The sequence below is a fragment of the Desulfonatronum sp. SC1 genome (assembly GCF_003046795.1).
Classification (GTDB): domain Bacteria; phylum Desulfobacterota; class Desulfovibrionia; order Desulfovibrionales; family Desulfonatronaceae; genus Desulfonatronum.
This window is the reverse complement of record NZ_PZKN01000009.1, coordinates 23,622-46,778: the sequence shown is the minus strand read 5'-3', so window position 1 is coordinate 46,778 and position 23,157 is coordinate 23,622. Positions and strand designations below refer to the sequence as shown.

Sequence of the window (23,157 nt, the reverse complement as noted above, 5' to 3'; positions counted from 1 at the left end):
TCTTTTTTCTTGCTTGGATGCTGTCAAGGTGCTAGTTTTTTCATGATCTTGCCGACTCAACCAGCAACAGGAGTCTGATCGTGCCGAATCGGTTTTGTCTGATCAATATCCTGGTCGTTGTCCTGGTCGCGGCGTTGCTGCCGTGGTCGGGGATTGCCCGGGAGCATGACTCCGGGTCGCCCTGGCCCGCAGACAGGACCGTGCTCATCGTCAGCGCGGACCATGCCTATCCCCCCTATGAATACCTGGATGACGGTCGGCCCGCAGGCTTCAATGTCGAACTGATTCAAGCCGTGGCTGAGGCCATGGGCCTGGCCGTCGAGGTGCGTCTCGGGCCATGGCAGATGGTGAGGGATGATCTGGAAACGGGGCGCGCCGACGTTCTGGCAGGGATGTATTATTCCGAGGAACGAGCGAAGACCTTCGGGTTTTCCGTTCCCCACACCATTGTCTCCTCCGGTCTGTTCGTCCGCGGCGGTTCCGCGATCAATTCCTTGGCCGACTTGCGCGGTCGCCGCGTTCTGGTTCAGGAGGGGGACATTATGCACGAGTATCTGTTGGCCAACCCCATTGCCTCCCAAGTAGTCCCGGTCCAGGATCCCGAGCGAGCCTTGGTTTTGCTGTCCGAGGGTGGCTACGACGCGGCCCTGCTGTCCTCCAAGGTTCAAGGCATGTATTTTGCAAGGCGCTTTGGCCTGGATAATCTTCGGGCCCTGGAGACCGGCCTGCCGGGTCGGGAGTACTGCTTTGCCGTTGCCAAAGGCAACGATCCGCTCGTGCACCGCCTGAACGAGGGGCTGGCCTTGCTCAAGGCGACCAATCGCTACCGGGAAATCACCGATAAATGGTTCGGGGTGTACGAGGTTCCTCGTCCGTGGGAAAAGACCTGGCCGTACCTTTGGCCGGCCTTGCTCGCCCTGACCGTGTTGGCTCTGGCCGGATTCGTCTGGTCCTGGACCCTCAGACGGACCGTGGCCCAGCGCACCAGCGAACTGGAGGTTTCTCGCGAGCGTCTCCAGACATTTTTCCTGGAATTGCAGGACAGTCAACGCCGGCTGCGAGTGCTCCTGTCTAACCTGCCCGGCATGGCCTATCGCTGCAAGAACGACCGGAACTGGACCATGGAGTTCGTCAGCGAGGGGAGTTTGCCCTTGTGCGGCTATAAGCCCGAGGAACTGGTAGAGAATGCCGCCGTTTCCTACAACGACCTCATCCATCCGGAATTCAGGGAGTGGCGCTGGGAGGCGTGGCAGGAAGCGTTGCGGCTGAAGCAAACATTGACCCTCGAATACGTCATCGTCGGCAAGGACGGGGCGGAAAAGTGGGTTTGGGAGCAGGGGCGGGGCCTGTTCTCGGAAGACGGCGAGGTGGTGTGTCTGGAGGGGTTCATCGCCGACATCACCGACCGCAAGCGGGCCGAGGAAGAGCGTGAAAAGCTGAATATCCAGTTGCGACAGGCCCATAAAATGGAATCCGTGGGCACCCTGGCCGGGGGCATCGCCCATGACTTCAACAACCTTTTGCAGGCCATGTCTGGGAATATCCAGATTATGTTGCTGCGCGACAACGACGAGGCGACATCGACGAGGCTGCGCAACATCGCCCAGTCCATTGACCGGGGTGCTCGGTTGGTCAGGCAGCTCTTGCAGTTCAGCCGCAAGGCCGTGGTGGAGCGGCAGCGATTGAACCTGAACCATGCGGTGGAAGACGCGGCCAGGATGCTGGAACGGACCATTCCCAAAATGGTCTCCTTGGAATTGCGCCTCCAGGACGATCTTTGGCCGGTCCTGGCCGATCCAGTGCAGGTGGAGCAGGTGCTGCTGAACCTGGGAACCAATGCCGCGGATGCCATGCCCGACGGAGGACGGTTGATTCTGGAAACCGGCAATGTGACTCTGGGCGAGGAGTTTGTCCGCTCGCATTTCAACCTGGAGCCAGGACCGCATGTGTTGTTGTGCGTGACGGATACGGGTCGGGGCATGGACGAGACGACCCTGGCCCAGATTTTCGACCCGTTTTTCACCACAAAAGAAATGGGCAAGGGTACAGGTCTGGGTTTGGCCTCGGCCTACGGCATTGTCACCAGCCATGGCGGATTGGTTCTCTGCTACAGTGAGCCGGGCCGGGGCGCGACGTTCAGGATTTACTGGCCAGCGGCAAAAGCCGTGGAGGCCGCCGCGGAGGCGGACGAGATTCCAGACGTTCCGGCTGTTCCGATCAACCTGGACGGCGGGGAAACCATCCTGCTGGTGGATGACGACGAGCAGATACTCGACCTGACACGGGAGGCCCTGGAGGAGTTCGGCTACACGGTGCTAACCGCCTCCAGCGGCGAGAAGGCTTTGGCCATCTATGCGGACCAGGGCCACGACATCGGCATGGTCGTCATGGATCTGGGCATGCCCGGCATGGGCGGTCGCCAGTGCCTGCGGGAGCTGCTGACCGTGGACTCCACAGTCCGGGTACTCATTGCCAGCGGATACGCCGACCACAAGCTGGCAGAGGAGCTCCAGCGGACAGGGGCCAAAGGCTTTCTCGGCAAGCCGTATCAGTTGAAGGAACTGGCGGCCAAAGTGCGGGAGGTGCTGGATGGGTGAAAAAACAATACTCCAGCGCGTCGGGTTGATCGTCCTCGTGACGGCTTTGATCGTGGTTTCGCCCCTGGGGGGAGCCGTCCGCGGCGCGGACGTCGGTCTGACCGGAGAGGAACGGGCTTGGCTTTCGGACAACCAGGACAAACTGGTTCTCTGGTACGACAGAACATTCCCGCCCATCGAGTATGCGTCCGAAAGAGGGGAATTCAGGGGCATGGCCGCAGAGGTCATGGCCTTGATCGCGTCGCGGCTCGGCATTTCTTTTCAAGTGGTCCCGGCTACCTCCTGGCCCCGGTTGCTGGAGGTTCTGGAAAGCGGGGAGGCGGCCGTGGCTCCGGTCATTGCCAACACGCCTGAACGGGAGCGTTTCGCCTTGTTCAGCGAACCTTATATCAATATTCCCGTCGTGGTGATCACCACCAAGAATCGGACCAGGGCGCGGACGCTGGAGGATTTCAAGGGGCTGCGGGTGGCCGCGGTCCAGGGCTACGTGACAGAGACGTTCCTGCGCGAGAACTACGCGGATATTCTGGAGATCGTCCCCGTGGAAAACTCCCGGGCCGGTTTGCGGGACGTGGCGTTCGGCCTGGTGGACGCCATGATCGAAAACATGGCCGTGGGCGTTTACTACATCGAGGAGCAAAAGTTGCCCAACCTGCGGGTGGCCGGGCCCACGGACATGATTTACCACCTCAGTTTCGGGGTCAGCCGTGAGTATCCCTTGCTTTACAGCGCCATGAACAAGGCCATGCAGACCGTCTCGGACGAAGAAATCCGCGCAGTCGAAAAACGCTGGATCGCCCTGGACGGTCCTGGGGGGCTGAACCGGGAGCAGATCCAGCGCATCAAGGTTGCGGGCGTTTTCCTGGGGTCACTGATCATTTGCCTGGGCCTGATCACTATTTTTATGCGCCGTAAGCTGCGGGCCAGCGAGGAACGCTATCGGGCCATATTCAACAATGCGCCGGTGGGCATCTTCCGAACCACGATTCCCGGCAAGCCCGTGGAGGTGAATCCGGCGATGGCCCGGATGTTCGGCTATGCTGACCGGGATGAGTTTATGGAGCAGGTTCGCGATCTGGCCACGGATATCTACCCCGCTCCAGGAGATCGTCGCAAGCTCCTGGACGCTCTGGAGGCCTCCCCGGACGGCGTTTCCATGGAAATCGATTTCAAGCGCAAGGACGGGACAAGCTTCCAGACCATCATCAACGCCTCCCTGGAAAAAGACGTTCGGGGCAATCCGAGATTCATCGATGGGACCATCAAGGACATCAGCGTGCGCAAGCGGGCCGAGGCCTCTTTGCGGGCTTCGGAAGAGAAGTTCTCCAGGCTGTTTCAGCTTTCGCCGGACGCCATCATCGTGGTTCATCTGCACACCGAAGTCATTCGCGACGCCAATGAGGCCTTTTTCCGGTTGTGCGGCTACACCCGTGAAGAGTGTCTGGGACGCATGACCACGGAATTGCAGTTTTATCCGATCCCTGAAGACCGGGAGGTCATTTATCAACGGCTGCGGGCCGGCGAGCCGCTCATCAATTTTGAACTCAAGGCCCGCCGCAAGGACGGGGAGATCATTCATTGCTCCATCGCATCTCTGGTACTGCCCATCGACGGGGAGCCGCACATCCTGGCCGTGATCCGCGACATCACCGAAGCCAAGAAAATGCAGGAGATGATGATCCAGTCCGAAAAAATGGTCTCCGTGGGTGGAATCGCGGCGGGAATCGCCCATGAGATCAACAACCCCCTGGGGATCGTCCTTCAGGCGGCCCAGAACCTGGAGACGCGGACCCGAACGGATTTCTGGAAGAACGTGGAGGCCGCCGAGGCCGTGGGGCTGGATCTGGGCCTGCTGGAGGCCTACATGCAACGGCGCAAACTGGACGTGTTCATTGCCGACATCCAATCCGCGGCCCTGCGCGCCGCATCCATCGTCCGGCACATGCTCGACTTTACTCGGCGCAGCGAATCCGTGCTCACGGTTTGCGACCTAGGCGTGATCATCCAGCGCGCCCTGACTCTGGCCCAAAGCGACTATGACCTGAAAAAGAAATACGATTTCAAGCGGATCGACGTCCGCCTGGAGATCGACCCCAGTCTGCCCCGGGTCGGCTGCACGGAGACGGAAATCGAGCAGGTTCTCCTGAACCTCCTGCGCAACGCTGCCCAGGCCATGAACGAGGTGCAGCCGCCTCTGGAGAATCCTTGGATCACGGTTCGGGCCGCAACCGAGACCGACGCGGTGCGGATCGTGGTGGAGGACAACGGGCCGGGCATCCCCGGGGACGTGCTGCCGCGGATTTTTGAACCGTTCTTCACCACCAAGGCACCGGGGCAAGGTACGGGCCTGGGACTCTCCGTGTCGTATTTCATCATCACCAAAAACCATGGAGGGCGGATGCGCGTTGAGTCCACTCCCGGCACGGGCACCCGGTTCATCATCGATCTCCCCCTGGCCACGACCCCGAAGGAGGCATCATGAGCACGACTCCGCCCAAAGTACTCATTCTGGAGGACGAGCAGCAGCTCCGGTGTCAGTTGTCTACGTACTTCGAAGACATGGAAGTTTTCCACGTGGTCGAGGCCGAAACGGGCGAGGAAGCCCTGGTAATGCTTCGTTCCGAACCGGCGGATCTCTGCATCGTGGACATCCGCCTGCCGGGTATGGACGGCACGGCCTTTATCCGGGCGTCCGTCCAGGAGAAGCTGTGCCGACATTTCCTGGTACACACCGGCTCAGTGGATGCCGAACTGCACGCGACCCTGGTCGAACTGGGCGTGGCCGACCGGAGCATCTTTCTCAAACCCTGCGATCTGACCCGCCTTCTGGGTCGAGTGCGGGAGCTGCTCAGGCCCGGTAAGAAGCAGGAGTTCGTGTTGGACAGGAAATTGTAATGATATTAGAAGGTCAACGACTTATGCCGCAAACAAAAGCCTAACCGGCCGGGTCCGTAAACTCCTGGAGAACGCCATGGGCTTGTGTTTCCCTCCACGGAGGCTGTGAACGGTTGAGCCGCGCTTCGGCTTCCAAATAGATCTCCTTGGGAGAGAATCAATCAGAAAGGAGGCGTCCGTGTCCGGATCGGATCGTGACGACGGCGGTGCCACGCACGTATGCCAGGGGGCCATGGACTCTCTGGAGGATATGTTTCTCAACGCGCCCATCGGGGTTTATGCATCCACGCCCGATGGGCGTTTTCTTGCCGTCAATCCGGCCCTGGTCCGCGCTATGGGTTATGATTCCGCCGAAAATCTGCTGGAATCCATCACGGACATCGCCACACAGGTCTATTGCGAGCCGTCCGAACGCGAGCTTGTTTTGCGCCAGATGGCCGCGCATGGGGAAATCCATAACCATGAATGTCAGATGTGGCGTCGGGACGGAACAAAAATCTGGGTGTCCCTGAGCGTGCGTGCGCTCCGGGGACCAGGCGGCGTTCTCCAGTGCTTTCAAGGTTTCGTGATCGACATCAGCGCCAAGAAGCATGCGGAAGAGGAAATCCGGGAGAAAAATGAACAACTCCAGATTCTTTTGGCGGAAAAGGATCTGATTTTCTCGATCATCGCCCACGACCTGATGTCGCCGCTGACCGGGATTCACGGATTCACGAAGCTGCTCGTCGAAGAGGATCAGGCCGAAGACTGGAATGCTATCCGTCCCGTGCTCCGGGCCATGGGCCAATCGGTTCAGAATGTTTTGCAGTTGCTGGAAAACCTCCTGCATTGGTCCCGGACCCTGCAAGGGTTGAAGCAGTGCGAAGCGGGAGCCTGCGACCTGGAAAAGGTGGTGGACGCGAACCTGGAATTGGCGCGTCACGTTGCCCAGCAAAAGAACGTCGCCCTGCGTTCCCAGGTTCCATCCGGTCTGCTGCTCACCGCGGACGACTCCATGCTGGACACCATCATCCGCAATCTGCTTTTCAATGCCGTCAAATATACCAAACCCGGAGGCGTGGTGACCGTCTGCGCCGAGCAAAGGGAAGACGACATCATCCTGTCCGTCCGGGACACCGGGATCGGCATGGACAGGAAAACCCTCGGCGGTTTGTTCGCCCTGGGGCAAAACAAGTCCTTCCCCGGCACGGCCGGGGAGCCGGGTACCGGACTCGGGCTGGTTCTATGCAAGGAATTCGTCGCCCTGCACGAGGGAATGCTCTGGGCCGAAAGCACTCCGGGCCAGGGAACCACGTTCTTCGTGGCCTTGCCCGTCCATGGACCGGCGGGCGGGGATGACCAACAATCCATGGACGAGCGGGATTGATGTGAACGGGTGGCGGACAAGCCCGAGTATCAAGTGAAGACAAGCGACCCATCGGGGAATCAGCCATGCTTCGAGCCATTATCAAGACCACCTTCCCGGCGCTTTTAAGCGTCCTGCTCATCGGCGTCGTCCTGTTCGCCTTGCTTTTGCCCAAGTTGCAGACAGCACTGATGGATCAGAAAATTTCCATGGTCCGCTCCATGGCTCAGAGCGCCTGGTCGATCCTGGACGCTTTGCATGCACGGGTGGACAAAGGCGAACTGACGCTGGAGGAGGCTCAGGACACGGCCAAACGCATAGTCCATTCCATGCGCTACGATGACGAGGGTCGTAATTATTTTTGGATTCTGGACTACGGCCATGTGACCCTGGTCCACCCCTACCAGCCGGGACACGTGGGCAGGGATATCTCCAATCTCAAGGATATCAGGGGCAGGCGCTTTGTCGCGGAAATGGTCCAGGCTGCCCGTGAACATGGCGAGGGACTGGTCACCTACTACTGGGAGGTAATGGACGAATCCCACAACATTGACTTGAAGTACGCCTATGCCAAGGATTTTCAGCCCTGGGGCTGGGTGCTCGGAACCGGCGTGTACATGATCGACGTGCGGCAAGAGATTGGCCGGATCACCAGGGACGCCACTTATGCCGGAGTGGGGATTCTTCTCCTGGTGACCGCTGTTGCTCTGTATTTTTCCTGGCGGGGTCATCTGGCCGAGCGGTACAGGCTTCAGGCAGCGGACGCCCTGCGCAAAAGCGAGGAACAGTATCGCGCCTTGACGGAAAACTTCCTGGATACAATCATGCGTTTTGACCGGGATTTTCGACTTACGTACGTCAATAAAATGGCCGCTGTGCAAACGGGCATCCCGGTGGAGGATTGGATCGGCAAAACCCATCAGGAACTCGGGTTTCCGAAGGAGTTGAACCGGCTATGGGAAGAAACGCTAGCCCGGGTATTTGAAACCGGCGAGGTCCAGCGGATCGAATTCATGTTGCCCAACGGGGTATGGATCGACTGGCTCTGCGTTCCTGAACTCAATGCGAACGGCCAGGTGCAAGGGGTGGTCACCACGGCCAGGGACATAACGGAACGCAGGCAGGCCGAGGAGGCGTTGAAACATTCCGAGGCCACCTACCGCGCGGTATTTAACGCGGTGAATGATGCTCTTTATATTCATGATCTTGATACGGGAGAGATTCTCGATGTAAACAGCGTCGTGCTCGAAAAATTCGGTTATTCCAGAGAGGAAATGCAGAGAGTCCGGGTGGGGGACATAAGTTCCGGCATACCTCCATATATCCAGGAACAGGCTGATGAGTTGGTGCGGAAGGCTATTGCCGGAGAGCCACAGCTCTTTGAATGGCATTGCAGACATAGGGATGGGCATCTTTTCTGGATGGAAACCAGTCTCAAACGCGTTGTCCTGGCCGGGCAAGAACGCCTCCTGGCCGTTCAGAGGGATGTGTCCTCTCAAAAACAGGCCGAGGAAGCCTTACAACTGACCCAGTTCGCCATGGATCGGGCCCAGGACAGCATTGTTTGGGTGGATGACCGGGGCGCTCTGATTTACGTGAACGATGCGGCCTGTTCGTCCATGGGCTATTCCCGTGATGAACTGTTGAGAATGTCTGTTTTTGAGATTGATCCGGACTTTCCGGTCGAAAACTGGGAGGAGCACAAGGAGACGATGCGTCGGGTCGGAGCAATGCGTTTCGAATCCCGCCATAGGGCCAAGGATGGACGCATTTTCCCCGTGGAGGTGACCACAAACTACCTGGAACACAAAGGACGCTTTCTTGCCATCGCCTTTGACCGCGACATCAGCGAGCGTAAACGTGCAGAGGAAGAATTGAAGCAGGCGAACATTGTGGTGGAAAACAGTCCGGCCATTCTTTTCCGGTGGAAGGAAGCTCCTGATTGGCCGGTGATCATGGTCTCGCGGAACGTAAGCCAGTTCGGTTACTCCCGTGATGAGTTGATGTCCGGCAAGGTGCGTTATGCCGCCCTGGTCCATCCCGAGGACCAGGAACGGTTGAGTCGGGAACTCGAGGATTACGCGTTCAGGAAGGTCGATCGGTTCCAGCAGGAATACCGGATCGTGGCCAGGGACGGCGGGGTCCGCTGGGTTGAGGATCGCACGTTCATGATCCAGGATGAAGGCGGGCAGGTGGTCGAATACCAGGGCATCGTGCTGGACGTGACGGAGCGCAAAAGGATGGAAGTGGAGCTTGTCGCCTCGCGCCGGATGCTCCATGAGGTTATCAACACCATTCCGGTGCGTGTCTACTGGAAGGGGCTGGATCATTGCTATCTGGGCTGTAACCGTCTGTTTGCCGGGGATGCGGGCCATGCGGAGCCGGAAAGCCTAGTCGGCAAGGATGATTTCGCTCTGAGATGGGTTGGGCATGGCGAAGCACACCGCAAGGGTGATCGCCGAGTCTTGGAGCACGGCGAAACGGTGTTGAACATTGAGAGACGCCATGTTTTCGGGGACAGGGAGGTCTGGCTGCGGATGTCCAAGGTTCCCTTGCTGGACGATGCCGGGCGGATTTACGGGATGCTCGGAACCTATGACGACATTACCGAGTCCAAGAAGATGCAGGAGATGATGGTCGAAACCGAGAAGATGATGTCCGTGGGCGGGATCGCCGCGGGCATTGCCCATGAGATCAACAATCCTCTGGGCATCGTGCTCCAAGCCGTTCAGAACCTGGAGCAACGTTCCAGGGCGGATTTTCGCAAAAATCAGGAGGCCGCCGCGACCATCGGGCTGGATTTGGGACTCTTGGCCGAATACATGCGTGTCAGAAAGCTGGATGTTTTCATGGCGGACATCCAGTCCGCGACCTTGCGGGCCGCGGCCATTATTCGGCATATGCTGGACTTCACCCGCAGGAGTGAATCCCGTCGCGATGTCTGCGACCTGGCGGATACTGTTCAAAAGGCCCTGACCCTGGCCCAAAGCGATTACGATCTCAAGAAGAGCTACGACTTCAAGCGAATTCAGGTCAATCAGGACATCAGCACTGATCTGCCGAGAATAATCTGCACCGCCACCGAGATCGAGCAGGTGGTCCTGAACCTGTTGCGCAACGCGGCTCAGGCCATGGCGGAGTCCGTGCCTCCGGTGGAAACTCCGCGCATCGCTATCCGGGTGTCCGGTCTTTCCGACGGGGTACGCATTGAGGTGGAAGACAACGGACCGGGCATACCCCCGGGAATCCAGGCCCGGATATTCGAGCCCTTCTTTACCACCAAGCCGCCCGGACAAGGCACGGGGCTGGGACTGTCCGTGTCCTATTTCATCGTCACCAAGGGCCATAAAGGCCGAATGTGGGTTGAATCCAGTCCAGGGGAGGGCGCGCGGTTCGTTGTCGAATTGCCCTCATCTCCAGCAAATGAGGCGAGGTCATGAGTCGGTTTCATTCCGGGTTGTCTGTTGTTCAGTTCGATGCACGGGTTTGGTCTCGGATGCCCTCATTTTCAGGGTAAGATAAGGATAGGCATATGTCCATTTTGATAGTTGACGATGAAGGCGGATTGCGGCGCGCTTTGTGCGCGATTCTGGAGGACATGGATTTCGATGTTCTGGATGCGGAGAACGGTTTGCGCGGGCTGGAGCTGTTGCGTGAGCATCTGGATCGGGTCGAGGCCGTGATCGTGGATCTGAACATGCCGGTCATGGACGGGTACGGGTTTATCCAGCATTCCGTTCAAGAGGCTCCGGAGACGCCGATCATCGTGCTTTCCGGAGTAGGCGTGGTGGACGACGCCCTGCGGGCCATGCGTCTGGGGGCTTGGGATTTCATCACCAAGCCGGTGTATTCGATGGACATCCTGGAGCATACGCTACGTAAGGTTCTGGATCGGGCGCGATTGATCAAGGAAAACCGGGCCTACAAGGAAAATCTGGAAAAACTCGTCCGAGAGCGCACCGCTGAACTGGAGACCACCCGCCGGCAGATCATGCAGCGGTTGAGCCGGGCCGCGGAGTTCAAGGACAACGAGACCGGCAACCATGTCGTCAGGGTCGGGGAAATCAGTGCTCTGGTGGCCCGTGCCATGAGGCTGCCGGAGGCCGAGCGCGAAATGTTGCGGGAATGCGCCCCTTTGCACGATGTGGGCAAGATCGGGATCCCTGACGAAATTCTGCTCAAACCCGGCAAACTGGACAATGCGGAATGGAAGGTTATGCAGCTTCATTGTCTGTACGGCTGCGAGATTCTCGGGCCATTGATCAGCCAGGAAGAGGCCCTTCGAAGCTGTTCAGATCCGAAAGCGATCCCGTCTGGGGACAACGAACTGTTGGGCATGGCGCGGGTTCTGGCCATGTTTCATCACGAACGCTGGGACGGAAATGGCTATCCTTTCGGCCTCCAGGGTGAGGCGATTCCCCTTGTTGCCCGTATCGTTTCCGTGGTGGATGTTTTCGACGCCCTGTCCAGTGAACGCCCCTACAAGACCGCGCTTCCGGAAGAGCAATGTCTGGAAATCATCCATCAAGGGGCTGGGACGCAATTCGATCCCAAGGTCGTGGAGGCCTTTTTTCTCGTTCTGGACGAGATCCGGGCTGTTCAGACCATGTGGAGGGATTGACCGGCGTTTTCAATGAGTCGGAGGGGTATGCGCGATATCGATGCATGGAAAAAAGCCGCCTGTACCATCCTGGTCATCGACGATGAACCGAGGCTGCGGCATGGCCTGTGTTCTTTTCTGGAGGACATGGATCATCCGTCCGTGGAGGCGGGGAACGGGCTGCAAGGACTTAAAATTCTTCGTGAAACTCCTGGATTTTTCGTTGCGGTGATCGTGGATTTGCGCATGCCGGTCATGGACGGGTACGCGTTCATCGAGCATGCGGTGCTGGAATTTCCAGATCTGCCGATTATCGTCCTGTCCGGAGTCGGCACGATTGAAGACGCGCTACGGGCCATTCGACTAGGGGCCTGGGACTTTATCACCAAGCCGTTGATGAATTCGGCCATTCTTGAGCATGCCTTGAACAAGGCATTGGAGCGGGCCAGCCTGCTTCGCCAGAACAAGCGGCAACAGCGGCAACTGGAAAACTCCCTGCGCGAAAGCGAGGACCGCTTTACCAAGGCCTTCCTTTACAGCCCCGCGGCCTTGATCATCTCCAATCTGCGCTCCGGGCGGCTCATTGACGTCAACGATCGTTGCGTCAACATTTTCGGCTTCTCCCGCGCGGAAGTTATCGGACGGCGGTTGACGAATCTGGGAATCTGGACCGACCCGGACGACCCCGGCCGCCTGTTGCGCCTTCTCCAGCATGAGGACGCCTTTCGCGACTCCCCCGTTGTGTTCTCGGCAAAATCCGGCCGACGCCTTTCCACCTTTGTATCCGCGGTCAAGTTGTCCCTGGCCGGACGACAGGTTGTGCTGACCATGATCGACGACGAGACGCAGCGCCGGATGGCCATGGCCGCTTCCCAGGCCAAGAGCGACTTCCTGGCCGGCATGAGCCACGAGATCCGCACCCCGATGAACGGGGTGGTCGGCATGGCCGAGATGCTTCTGGACTCAAACCTGACCGGAGACCAGCGGCGGATGGTGGAAACCATTGAGACCAGCGGCAAGGCTCTCCTGAACCTGATCAACGACATCTTGGACTTCTCCAAGATTGAGGCCGGTCATTTTTCGCTGGACATCCAGGATTTCGATCTGAGCCAGATACTTGATGACTGCGCAACGATCATCAGTGTGCAGGCCCAACGCAAAAACTTACGCTTCTCCCACTATATCGCCCCAAACGTCCCCCTCCTGCTCCAGGGCGACCCCGGCCGCCTGCGTCAAATCCTGCTCAACCTGGCCGGCAATGCGGTCAAGTTCACGGAAAAGGGCGAGGTGAGGATTGATGTTGGTAGAGTGATGAATGATGAAGATTCTTCAGGTTTCAGGTCTCAGGTTTCAGCCCTCAGCCCTTCCGAAAATGAAGTCTTGCTCCTCTTCACGGTTTCGGACACCGGCATCGGCATCGCCGAGGACAAGTTGGGTGCCATTTTCGACAGATACTCCCAGGCGGAATCCTCAATTTTTCGGCGTTTCGGTGGTACCGGGCTGGGGTTGGCTATTTCCAGGCAGTTGGCCGAGATGATGGGCGGGGAGATCGGCGTGCGGAGCATCCTTGGCCAGGGTTCGGAATTCTGGTTTACGGCTGTGTTTCACGGGGCGGCCGTCCAGGCCGACCCGTGGCGCGGCAACACGATCAGCAACCGGAGCGTTGATCTGCCGACGTTTCATGGCCATGTGCTGGTGGCTGAAGACAACGCCGTCAATCAGCAGGTCATCCTCCGCATGCTTCATCGACTGAGCGTCACCGCGGACCTGGCCTCCACCGGCCTGCAGGCCCTCGAATCCCTGAAACGCAAAAACTACGACCTGGTGCTCATGGACGTGGAAATGCCGGAGATGGACGGGCTTGCCACAACGCGGGAAATTCGGAAGGCGGAAGACGGACGTCGGACGTCGGACGTCGGAGATCGGATTTCCGATCTTCAGGTTTCAGGTCTCATCCCTCATCCCTCTCCTCGCCTACCGATTATCGCCATGACCGCCGGAGTGTCGAGGGAGGATCGGGTGGTGTGCTTCGCGGCGGGGATGGATGATTACCTGACCAAGCCGATGATTTTAACGGACCTGGCCAGGGTTCTGGGCAAATGGTTGCCGCGGCGCGGACGGGATGACGAGGCAAAAGAGCTTTGCCTCGAGGTGCATCAAGAGGCAAAGCGGGCCGGCCTTGAAAGCCCTGATGCGACACCCTTGGGGCGGACTTCCAATGCATACGGAAACGGGCTGAAGGTGGCCCCTCGTGTACCTCTGGTGTCGTATCCGATGAGGAATTTTGGCGAATTGCTGGGAAGACTCGCTGGAGACGAAGAGACCGCCCTTTGGGTACAGCGCACCTTTCTGGAACAATTACCGGAGAGAGTCGCGGAGTTGGAACGCCTTGTCGCCGCTGATCAGCTTCGGTCCGCGGTCATTGAGGCCCACGCTTTGAAAGGCTCGGCCTTGAACGCCGGGTTTCCGGCCCTGGCCGAGTCGGCCCGGCGGATCGAAGAGGCTGGCCGGACGTCGGGCAAGCCAGGAATTGAGGATCATGTCTCCGATCTTCTGCATGAGGTGCGGCGCACCCTCATGGACCAGGCCCGCTGGATACAACCCGTGGATGATGTGCCGTTCTCGGCAGGATCGCTAACGGAGGGACAATCGTGAAACCCGAATCCAAGAATCATCCGGCGACCAATCCGGACCGCCCGGCAACAGCCCCGACAACAGTTCCAGGCGAAAGCCGGGAAGCCCTCCACGCATGCCGACTATCGACCCAGGAGGATTTCCTGCATCTGATCGATAAAGCGCCCATCGGCATTTTCCATTCTACCCCGGAAGGTCGATTCCTGTCCGCCAATCCAACTATGGCTCGCATGCTTGGATACAGCACACCCGACGAACTGCTGCAATCCGTGACGGACATAGCCCGGCAGATTTACGCGAACCCGGAGGACAGGGCGATGATCCTGGACCTGTTGGCAAAGCAGGGCAAGGTCGTGAACCGGGAGTGCGTCTTGAAACGGAGGGACGGAACGCCGTGCTGGGTGTCCTTCACGATCAAGGCGATCCGTGATCACGACGGGAATATCGCCTGCTCTCACGGGCTCGTCGTGGATATCTCCGAGCGCAAGCAGGCCGAGCAGTCCCTGATCCGGGCCAAGGAGGCGGCCGAGGCAGCCAATGAAGGGAAAAAGGAATTCCTGGCCAATATGAGCCACGAAATCCGCACGCCGCTTAACGGGGTCATCGGCATGTTGCAAATCCTCAAAAGCACCGGCCTGAACGAGGAGCAGCGGGAATTTTTGGAGCTGGCGCTGGGGGGTGCCGAGCGTCTGAACGCCCTGCTGTCCGGCATCCTCAACCTTTCCCGTCTGGAGTCCAAGACGGTTCAGGTTCGCGAACACGCTTTCGAACCGCGCAAAACGTCTCGGTTGGTTCAGGAACTGTTTGCCGTCACGGCCAAGTACAAGGGAATCGAACTGGACTTCTCCATTGCGCCTTCCGTGCCGCAAACACTCATCGGCGATGAGATCGGCGTTCGACAGATTCTTTTCAACCTAGTGGGCAATGCCCTCAAATACACCGACTCGGGCCGGGTCTGCCTGGAGGTTTTCCCGTTGACTTCAGACATGAGCGGCAAAATCAGGTTGCTGTTCAGCGTCTCGGATACGGGCATCGGTATCCCGGATGGACGCTTGCCGCATATTTTTCAGGCCTTTACGCAGGCCGACGGTTCCTATACCCGCAGACACGAAGGCGCGGGCCTCGGACTGGCCGTGGTCAGTCGGCTCGTGGAGCTGCATGGTGGTTCCCTGACCGTGGAAACCGCGTTCGGCCAAGGAACAACCATGCACGTGATGCTGCCCTTCGGCCTGCTGGTGGAGTCGTCGCGGTTGTGAGTTTTGCGAGCCTGAAAGAAGCTCTGAACGGGGACGAGCCCTTCACCCAGGTTGACGATTCCTACCCCCGCCCTTATCAGGGCGCAGGCCTGGACTTGTCCAGTTCAAAATGTTTGGTGGAGAGGATGGGCGGGGTGGTGTCCGTGGAGGCCGAGCCGGGTCAGGGCTCCATCAACTTTGTCGCTATCCTCCTGGACACCCAGATGCCGGAAATGGACGGGATGGAGGCGACGCGTATTCAAGCCTTGGAAGTCCAAGGGGCACGAATCATTCGCTGAAGCCGGAAATATAGAGGGCTTGGTGCAAGCCATGGGCATGCAACCTGTCGGGTAATTCGACGAAGGATTCTTTTCATGGGGTGGATCAATATTGACTGTCTTGAGCCGGGCATGGTTTTGGGGGCTGATCTTGTAGCGCCGGATGGCCGTTTTTTGTTGCCCCGGGGCACGGCGTTGCGGGACCGGTATATCACGGTGGGCAAGGCTTGGGGAGTTCGGCGGGCGGAGATTGTCGGCCTGGACCAGGACCGGGTGGACGCGGACAGGGCGGCGGACATCGGAGAGGAGCTTCTGGAGCAAAGCCTGTCGCGGCTGGCGCCGTTCCTGCGGTGCGCCACGGACGATCACCCGGCGATGCGGGAAATCGTTCGCATCGCGGTGGAGCGCACGGCCTTGGATCTGGCCGCGGGCAAGCAGCCTGAGTGCTTTGCCGACGAGCAGCAACCCGTACCGGAACTGCGCGTCGCGCGGTCCGAGGACGGAGAGCAGGCGGCGGGAAAGCTGGTCCAGGCCCATGAGGGCTTGGTTTCCTTGCCGGTGGTGTATGGGAAGATCATGGAGGTTTTGGAGTCTCCCAACAGTTCCGCCTTTCATGTCGCCGAAGTGGTGGGCAAGGACAGCAGTCTATCCGCGAAGTTGCTCAAACTGGTCAATAGCCCGCTGTACACGTTTCCGTCCCGAATCGATTCCATCCCCCGGGCCGTGGCCCTGCTGGGCACCAGGGAACTGTCCTCCCTGGCACTGGGCATTTCCGTGGTCAGCGCTTTCAAGGGCATTCCCCCGGCGACCCTGAACATGGAGCAGTTCTGGAAGCACAGCGTCAGCACGGCGGTGTATGCCAGCCTGATCGCCATCCATGTCCGGGGCGTGTCACGGGAACGCTGCTTTACCGGCGGACTCCTGCACGACCTGGGCTGGCTGGTCATGCTCAGCAAGATGCCCGATGCTTGTGCTCAGGCCATGTTCCTCTCCCGGGGCCCGGGTGTCCCTCTGTATCTAGTGGAACAAGAGCTACTGGGTTTTGATCACGCCCAGGTCGGCGGGATGCTCTGTCGGCAATGGCGGTTGCCGGAAAACTTGGCGGATATGATCCGTTGGCATCATGCCCCGGAGCGAGCTCCTCTCCCGGTCGAAGCCGGTATTCTGCACCTGGCCAACCTCCTGGCCATGGCCGCCGGAGTCGGGGCTGCTGGTGCAGGCGTTCTTCCCCCACTTCATGTTTCTGTCTGGGATCTGATCGGCATGTCTCTCAGCGACATCGGCCCCCTGGTCCGTCAAGCCGACCGCCAGATCAGGGATATTCTGCACGTGTTTCTCCAGAGTGAATAGGTGACTCCATGCAATTGGACCAAGAACTGATCCAGCGCCTGGAAGCCGAGGTTCGTTTCCTGCGCGAACAGCGCCGACAGTCCGTGGAGGCTTTGGAAATGGCCGCTGGGCTGGGACATTTTGCCACGCCATTGGTCCAGGCTGGGGATGGTCATGTTGTGCTCAGGGAAATCGCCGGAAAGGCGCGTTACCTGATGGACCTGAAGGCGGTCTCCTTTTTTCTGGTCCAGCCGGATCATTCCTTTGCCCGAGAGTTTTGCGACCCCCCGGACCATGCCGCCACTTTGGACCGGGAGATCGACGCGCTCATCAACGACCATTCCTTTTCCAGGATATTGCGCCATGGCCGGTCGGAAATCCTGCTCGGAATCAACAGGGACGAGCGCCTGGTTCTGCACGCCTTGGCCACGCCGATTCGGATGTGGGGTATGTTCGTCGGCGTGTTGGGGCAGGAGGTGAGCACGATTCCAGACACCTATCTGGCCCTGCTGTCCATTGTGCTTTTGGCCGGGGCCGCGGCCCTGGAAGGGGTGGAAACCTATCAACGGTTGTGGGAACACCAGCGTGAACTGGCCCACAAGGCCGAGGACGCCGACAGGCGGTACTTGCAAATCGTTTCTGAAGCGCCCTTGGGAATTTTTCAGGCCACGCCGGAGGGCCGCTATCTGTTTGTCAATCCGGAATACGCCCGGATGGCCGGGTACGCCGGTCCGGAGGAAATGGTCGCCCAGGTCACGGATATCGCCGCGCAGCTTTACGTCAATCCCGCGGAACGGGAACGTTACAAGGAACTCCTGAGCCGACACGGACAGGCTACCGGCTTCGAGGTGGAGCTGAAACGCCGTGACGGCCGTTCTTTCTGGGCCTCGCTGGATTCCAGGTTGACTCGGGATGCCCAGGGCAATCCGGTCTACAACGGCTTTATGACCGACATCACGGCCCGCAAGCAGGCCGAGAAAGATCGGGAAAAGCTGCAAGCCCAGCTTTTTCAGGTGCAGAAGGTGGAATCCGTGGGTATCCTGGCCGGTGGCGTGGCCCATGATTTCAACAATCTGCTGCAGGCCATGAGCGGTAACATTGAGATGCTGCTGCAGTCAGAATCCTTCGCGTTCCGGGACACGGAGCGGCTGCGGACCGTGGCCCGCTCCATGGACCGGGCCGCCAAGCTCGTGGAGCAATTGCTGTTGTTCAGTCGCAAGGTCGAATCCCGAAAGATCCATGTGGACCTGAACCAGGAGGTACGGGATGTCCTCCAAATGTTGGAGCGGACCATCCCCAGAATGATCGCCCTGGAACCGCGCCTCGACCCGCTGATCTGGACCCTGGCCGCGGACCCGGCGCAGGTGCAGCAGGTTTTGCTCAACTTGGCCAACAATGCCGTGGATGCCATGCCCGACGGCGGACGGCTGGAATTCAGGACCGTCAACGCCTGCCTGGACGAGAATTTCGTGGCCGCGCACCCCGGCGCGGCCAAAGGGTGCCACGTCCTGCTCTCGGTGACGGACACGGGGTGCGGCATGGATCAGGACGTTCTGGATCATGCCTTCGATCCCTTCTTCACCACCAAGGAGGTGGGCAAGGGCACCGGCCTGGGCTTGGCCTCGGTGTACGGGATCGTTGCCGCTCATGGTGGGTTCATAGAATGCCGCAGCGTCCGGGGCCAGGGTACAACATTTGACATCTACTGGCCCGCCGCGGAAACCAGCGCGGTGCCGAGGGAGGAACCGGCGCAGGTAGCCGGGCGCAGAGGCGGCGGTGAAACCATTCTGGTGGTGGACGATGAGCCGGAGCTTCGGGAATTGACCCGCGAAGCCTTGGAGGACTTCGGTTATACCGTGCTCAGTGCGGCCACCGGGGAAGAAGCGTTGATGGTGTACAAGGGTCGCGTTCGGGACATTGACCTGGTCCTGCTGGACCTGAACATGCCCGGCATGGGCGGGCACAAATGCCTCCAGGAACTGCTACGCCTCGACCCTGAGGCCAACGTGATCATCGCCAGCGGCTACGCACGGCAGGGCCACGGTAAAAACGCCCTGACATCTGGAGCCAAGGGGTTCCTGGGCAAGCCGTTCCAGTTGAGGGAACTGGACGCCAAGGTTCGGGAGGTGCTGGAAGTGTCGGGGCCGAAACCAGCGTCGGTATAAGGCGCAACCCAGGATGTACTGAATAGTTACGATATCGTCACTGTTACTTGCCCTTTTTCTGCTTCTCCTTCTTTGCTTCTTTCTGCTTTTTGTCCTTGGCTTTCTCTTTCTTTCCTTTCGTATCGCCCATGGTTGTATCTCCTTTGAGTTATAATTGACGAAGATTGGTGGTGGCGGTCAAGGTCACGCGGGAGGCTGGGGGATATATGTCGCTTCGCCTGGTCAGTGGTGCACGGTTTCTTTATGTCCGTGTTTTTCCAGCCAACGGCGCATCATGGAGATTTCCTCTTCCTGGGCAGCGATGATTTCCTCGGCCAGTTCACGGATTTCCGGATCGCTACCGTATTGCAGAACGACTTTGGCCATTCCCACAGCGCCGAGATGGTGGGGAATCATACCGCGAACGAAGTCCACGTCCGCGTCGCCGGTGAAAATAATATTCATTTCGTGATGCATCCGCTCATTGACGGATTGAAAGGCCATTGATGATGGTGTGACATCCTCGGCATCATGATGCTCGTTGCCGCCATGGTCGTGCTGCGCGGATGCGCCGTTGCTGACCATCAGGATGGCCGTCAGACTGATTGCCGCCAGCAGGGGTGTTCGAAGCAAGGTTGAAAACATGTCGGGCCTCCTGGGTTTGATGAGTTGAATAAAATGGAGGGGCCTAAAGTCTATATTTAACTATGGAGCCGGGCCGTCAATTTGTCAAGGTGACCCAGGGACGATTCAAAGCAAACTAATTTTAGTATTTCAAGTGTTTGGCCGGGAGGTGATTTGCCTTGAGGGCCGAGTTGTCTTGAGCGGCGACGTGGGGCGTTTGGCCTGCGGGCCGACGACCAATGGTGCGTGGTGATGGGATGGGGGTTGGATCAGCCCAGAAGAACCAGGGCCCAGATCACCGGGACGAGGAACAGGGAGAGCAGAACCGCGGCGGAGCCGATGTCCTTGGCCTTGCCGGACAGTTCATGGTGCTCCGGACCAACCCGGTCCACAACGGCTTCCACCGCGGAATTCAGCAGCTCGACGATCATGACCAGGACCACGCTGCCCAGCAACAGGGCCTGCTCCACGCCGCCCTCACCCAGCCACAGCGCGGCGGGGATCAGCACAAGGGCGGCCAGAACTTCCAACCGAAAGGCCTCCTCGTCGCGCCACGCCCCGCTTAAGCCCTTCGCGGAACAGACAAAAGCCTGAATCAGCCTGGGGATGCCGCGTAGTCCGCTTTTGCCCATGCTCAAGACTCCTTGATTGTGTTTTCACGTCGCGTGGCGTCGATTGGAGCATCAGGCCCGTTCGGTAGTGATGCATCATCATGCCATTTCGGCGCGGTCTCCAGGTCGAACGCCGCGGCCATCAGCGTGCGGGTGTAGGGGTGCTTGGGCCGGGAGACGACGTCCTCTGCAGGACCCTGTTCGACCACGTGGCCGTGGTGCATAACCAGGATGTCGTGACTCATGGCCCGGACCACCCGGAGGTCGTGGCTGATGAACAGGTAGGCGGTGCGGTGTTCGCGTTGCAGGGTGCGCAGCAGGTCCACGATCTGGGCCTGGACGGACATGTCCAGAGCCGAGGTGGGCTCGTCCAGAACCAGCACGTCCGGTTTGAGGATCATGGCCCGGGCAATGGCGATGCGCTGGCGCTGGCCCCCGGAGAATTCGTGGGGATAGCGGTGGCGGCTGTCCGGGTCCAGGCCGACTTCCTTCAGGGCCGCGGCGATCAGGGCGTCTTGTTCTTGAGGGGTGTGCCCGAGACGGTGCACGGTCAGACCCTCGCCGATGATCTGGGCGATGGACATCCGCGGATTGAGGCTGCCGAAGGGGTCCTGGAAAACGATCTGCATGGTTCGCCTGAGCGGGCGCAGGGCTCGGGGAGGCAGTTGGTGGATCTCCCGGCCCTGGAAGACGATCCGACCCGTGGAGGCGGTCAGGCGCAGCAGGGCCAGGCCCAGGGTGGTCTTGCCAGAGCCGGACTCCCCGACCACGCCCAGGGTCCGGCCGGGATGCAGCCGCACGTCCACGCCGTTGACGGCCTTGACGTGCCCTTTGGTGCGCTTGAGCAACCCTTTCTTGATCGGGAACCAGACATTGACCTCCCGCCCGGCGAGCACCGGCTCCGTGGAAGCGGGTTCGGCCACCGGGCCGCCCCGGGGCTCGGCTTCCAGGAGACGTTGGGTGTAGGGATGCTCCGGCGCGGTGAAGATCCGCTCCACGGGGCCGGACTCAACGATCCGGCCCTCGCGCATCACGCAGACGTCGTCGGCGTTTTTGCGGACGATGTTCAGATCGTGGGTGATCAGGAGCATGGCCATGCCCAGGCGGCGGCGCAGATCCTTGAGCAGGGCCAGTACCTGGGCCTGGATGGTCACATCCAGGGCCGTGGTCGGCTCGTCGGCGATGAGCAGGTCCGGGTTGTTGGCCAGGGCCATGGCGATCATCACCCTCTGACACTGTCCCCCGGAAAGTTGATGCGGCCAGGAGGACAGCTTTTGGCCGGGATCGTCCAGCCCCACCAGCTCCAGCAGCTCCACGGCCCGCGCTCCGGCCTGGTCCGGCGCGAGCTTCTGATGCAGACGCAGGGTTTCCACGATCTGCTTTTCCACCGTGTGCAAGGGATTGAGCGAGCTGTGGGGCTCCTGAAAAATCATTCCGATCCGCCCCCCGCGCACTCCGCGCAGCACTGCTTCCGAAGCCCCCAGCAACTCCTGGCCGTCTAGCAGAATCGACCCGCCGGGATGAAAGGCCTGGGGATAGGGCAAGAGCTGGACCAAGGAAAGGGCCGTGACCGACTTCCCGGAACCGGACTCGCCCACCAGGGCCATGGTCCGCCCCTTGCGCAGCGTGAACCCGACCTTATGCACGGCGGGAATGATGGTCCCGGAGCCGTGAAAGGAGACGGACAGGTCGCTGACGTGGAGCAGGGGGGAGGTGGGCATGGGGTGTCAGAAGTCAGAAGTCAGGAGTCAGAAGTTGGGAGCAAGGCGGTGTAGGGGCGGACCTACGTGTCCGCCCAGGAGATACGGAATACAAAAGGAAGAGCAGACATTATTTATACCGTCTTCTTCCTCGGATCAAAAGCGTCCCTGGCCGCCTCGCCGATGAAGATCAGCAGGCTGAGCATCACGGCCAGGACCATGAAGGCGGTGATGCCCAGCCAGGGGGCGTGGAGGTTGGCCTTGCCTTGGGCCAATAGTTCTCCCAGGGATGGCGAGCCGGGCGGCAGACCGAAGCCGAGAAAGTCCAGGGAGGTCAACGTGGTGATGGAGCCGTTGAGGATGAAGGGTAGGAAGGTCAGGGTGGCGACCATGGCGTTGGGCAGGATGTGCCGGAACATGATGGTCAGGTTGCCCACGCCCAGGGCCCGGGCCGCCCGGACATAGTCGAAATTGCGGGTGCGCAAGAATTCCGCCCGGACCACGCCCACCAGGGCCATCCAGGAAAAGAGCAGCATGATCAGCAAAAGCCACCAGAAATTGGGTTCGATCAGGGCCGAGAGAATGATGATCAGGTAGAGCAGGGGCAGGCCGGACCAGATTTCCATGAAGCGCTGGAAAAGCAGGTCGGTCCAGCCGCCGAAGTACCCCTGGACCGCCCCGGCGGCAATGCCGATGATCGTACTGGACAGGGTCAGGGTCAGGCCGAAAAGCACGGAAATCCGGAACCCGTAGATGACCCGGGCCAACACGTCGCGGCCCTGGTCGTCGGTGCCGAGCCAGTTTTCCCAGGTGGGCGGGGAGGGTGCCGGAACGTCCAGGTTGAAGTTCACGGTCTGGTGGCTGTAGGCGATGGGCGGCCAGAGCATCCAGCCTTCTTCCCGGATCAGGTCCGCCACGAAGGGGTCGCGGTAGTAGGCCTCTGTGGGGAAGTCCCCGCCAAAGGCGGTTTCCGGATAGACCTGGAAGATGGGGAAGAACCACTGGTCGTCGTAGCGGATCAATAGCGGTTTTTCGTTGGCAATGAATTCCGCGCCCAGGGTGGCCAGAAACAGGGCCAGGAAGATCCACAGCGACCAATACCCACGCCGGTTCTTCCGGAAATTGGCCCAGCGGCGTTGATTCAAAGGGCTCAGACGCATGGGCG

15 protein-coding genes are annotated in these 23,157 nt (G+C 59.8%); 11 read left to right on the top strand and 4 right to left on the bottom strand.

The genetic code is table 11. The annotated features are described in order from the left end of the window. Positions 1–80 precede the first annotated feature (80 nt). The 11 genes from C6366_RS06665 (at position 81) to C6366_RS06615 (ending at position 19,078) form a co-directional block, all read left to right on the top strand. Positions 81–2,597 carry a transporter substrate-binding domain-containing protein gene (locus C6366_RS06665; protein ID WP_107736561.1) on the top strand — a complete coding sequence of 839 codons (2,517 nt, stop codon included), beginning with the start codon at positions 81–83 and terminating at the stop codon, positions 2,595–2,597. After that, positions 2,590–5,079 (top strand): PAS domain S-box protein, encoded by a 2,490-nt coding sequence (locus tag C6366_RS06660; RefSeq protein ID WP_107736560.1) that lies wholly within the window; start codon positions 2,590–2,592, stop codon positions 5,077–5,079. Before C6366_RS06665 ends, C6366_RS06660 begins: the two co-directional genes overlap by 8 nt. Beyond that, positions 5,076–5,492: a response regulator gene (locus tag C6366_RS06655; RefSeq protein ID WP_107736559.1), complete on the top strand. Its 417-nt coding sequence runs from the start codon at positions 5,076–5,078 to the stop codon at positions 5,490–5,492. Before C6366_RS06660 ends, C6366_RS06655 begins: the two co-directional genes overlap by 4 nt. A 178-nt stretch (positions 5,493–5,670) precedes the next feature. Then, entirely contained in the window at positions 5,671–6,858 is a 1,188-nt protein-coding gene (locus tag C6366_RS06650; protein WP_107736558.1) for a HAMP domain-containing sensor histidine kinase, read from the top strand. Positions 6,859–6,923: 65 nt separating this feature from the next. Beyond that, a complete protein-coding gene (locus tag C6366_RS06645; protein ID WP_107736557.1) occupies positions 6,924–10,277 on the top strand; it encodes a PAS domain S-box protein in 3,354 nt (1,117 codons plus the stop codon). Between the two features lie 92 nt (positions 10,278–10,369). Beyond that, positions 10,370–11,458: an HD-GYP domain-containing protein gene (locus C6366_RS06640; RefSeq protein ID WP_107736556.1), complete on the top strand. Its 1,089-nt coding sequence runs from the start codon at positions 10,370–10,372 to the stop codon at positions 11,456–11,458. 27 nt (positions 11,459–11,485) lie between these two features. Further along, positions 11,486–14,092 (top strand): response regulator, encoded by a 2,607-nt coding sequence (locus tag C6366_RS06635; RefSeq protein ID WP_158269678.1) that lies wholly within the window; start codon positions 11,486–11,488, stop codon positions 14,090–14,092. Beyond that, positions 14,089–15,327 carry a PAS domain-containing protein gene (locus C6366_RS06630; RefSeq protein WP_107736554.1) on the top strand — a complete coding sequence of 413 codons (1,239 nt, stop codon included), beginning with the start codon at positions 14,089–14,091 and terminating at the stop codon, positions 15,325–15,327. Before C6366_RS06635 ends, C6366_RS06630 begins: the two co-directional genes overlap by 4 nt. Then, entirely contained in the window at positions 15,324–15,605 is a 282-nt protein-coding gene (locus C6366_RS06625; RefSeq protein ID WP_107736553.1) for an ATP-binding protein, read from the top strand. Before C6366_RS06630 ends, C6366_RS06625 begins: the two co-directional genes overlap by 4 nt. Positions 15,606–15,680: 75 nt before the next feature. Next, on the top strand, positions 15,681–16,934 hold the full coding sequence (locus C6366_RS06620) for an HDOD domain-containing protein (RefSeq protein ID WP_107736552.1): 1,254 nt from the start codon (positions 15,681–15,683) through the stop codon (positions 16,932–16,934). Between the two features lie 8 nt (positions 16,935–16,942). Next, entirely contained in the window at positions 16,943–19,078 is a 2,136-nt protein-coding gene (locus C6366_RS06615) for a PAS domain-containing sensor histidine kinase (protein WP_107736551.1), read from the top strand. Positions 19,079–19,300: 222 nt separating this feature from the next. Here the strand turns inward: C6366_RS06615 and C6366_RS06610 are convergent, their stop codons facing one another. The 4 genes from C6366_RS06610 to C6366_RS06595 form a co-directional block, all read right to left on the bottom strand. Continuing rightward, on the bottom strand, positions 19,301–19,702 hold the full coding sequence (locus C6366_RS06610) for a DUF305 domain-containing protein (RefSeq protein WP_107736550.1): 402 nt from the start codon (positions 19,700–19,702) through the stop codon (positions 19,301–19,303). 248 nt (positions 19,703–19,950) lie between these two features. After that, the gene (locus C6366_RS06605) at positions 19,951–20,313 is read right to left on the bottom strand and encodes a diacylglycerol kinase (RefSeq protein WP_107736549.1); all 363 of its coding nucleotides are present in this window, start codon (positions 20,311–20,313) and stop codon (positions 19,951–19,953) included. A gap of 2 nt (positions 20,314–20,315) precedes the next feature. Continuing rightward, positions 20,316–22,013, bottom strand: a complete 1,698-nt coding sequence (locus C6366_RS06600) for an ABC transporter ATP-binding protein (protein ID WP_107736548.1) — start codon at positions 22,011–22,013, stop codon at positions 20,316–20,318. A gap of 113 nt (positions 22,014–22,126) precedes the next feature. Continuing rightward, positions 22,127–23,152, bottom strand: coding sequence for an ABC transporter permease (locus tag C6366_RS06595; RefSeq protein WP_107736547.1), 1,026 nt, complete (start codon positions 23,150–23,152; stop codon positions 22,127–22,129). Positions 23,153–23,157 lie beyond the last annotated feature (5 nt).

Bases quoted from the DNA above. Each gene is read 5' to 3' on its own strand.
- C6366_RS06610 (WP_107736550.1), bottom strand. From the start codon at position 19,702: ATGTTTTCAACCTTGCTTCGAACACCCCTGCTGGCGGCAATCAGTCTG.
- C6366_RS06620 (WP_107736552.1), top strand. From the start codon at position 15,681: ATGGGGTGGATCAATATTGACTGTCTTGAGCCGGGCATGGTTTTGGGG.
- C6366_RS06640 (WP_107736556.1), top strand. From the start codon at position 10,370: ATGTCCATTTTGATAGTTGACGATGAAGGCGGATTGCGGCGCGCTTTG.
- C6366_RS06600 (WP_107736548.1), bottom strand. From the start codon at position 22,013: ATGCCCACCTCCCCCCTGCTCCACGTCAGCGACCTGTCCGTCTCCTTT.
- C6366_RS06655 (WP_107736559.1), top strand. From the start codon at position 5,076: ATGAGCACGACTCCGCCCAAAGTACTCATTCTGGAGGACGAGCAGCAG.
- C6366_RS06645 (WP_107736557.1), top strand. From the start codon at position 6,924: ATGCTTCGAGCCATTATCAAGACCACCTTCCCGGCGCTTTTAAGCGTC.
- C6366_RS06635 (WP_158269678.1), top strand. From the start codon at position 11,486: ATGCGCGATATCGATGCATGGAAAAAAGCCGCCTGTACCATCCTGGTC.
- C6366_RS06660 (WP_107736560.1), top strand. From the start codon at position 2,590: ATGGGTGAAAAAACAATACTCCAGCGCGTCGGGTTGATCGTCCTCGTG.
- C6366_RS06615 (WP_107736551.1), top strand. From the start codon at position 16,943: ATGCAATTGGACCAAGAACTGATCCAGCGCCTGGAAGCCGAGGTTCGT.
- C6366_RS06595 (WP_107736547.1), bottom strand. From the start codon at position 23,152: ATGCGTCTGAGCCCTTTGAATCAACGCCGCTGGGCCAATTTCCGGAAG.
- C6366_RS06605 (WP_107736549.1), bottom strand. From the start codon at position 20,313: ATGGGCAAAAGCGGACTACGCGGCATCCCCAGGCTGATTCAGGCTTTT.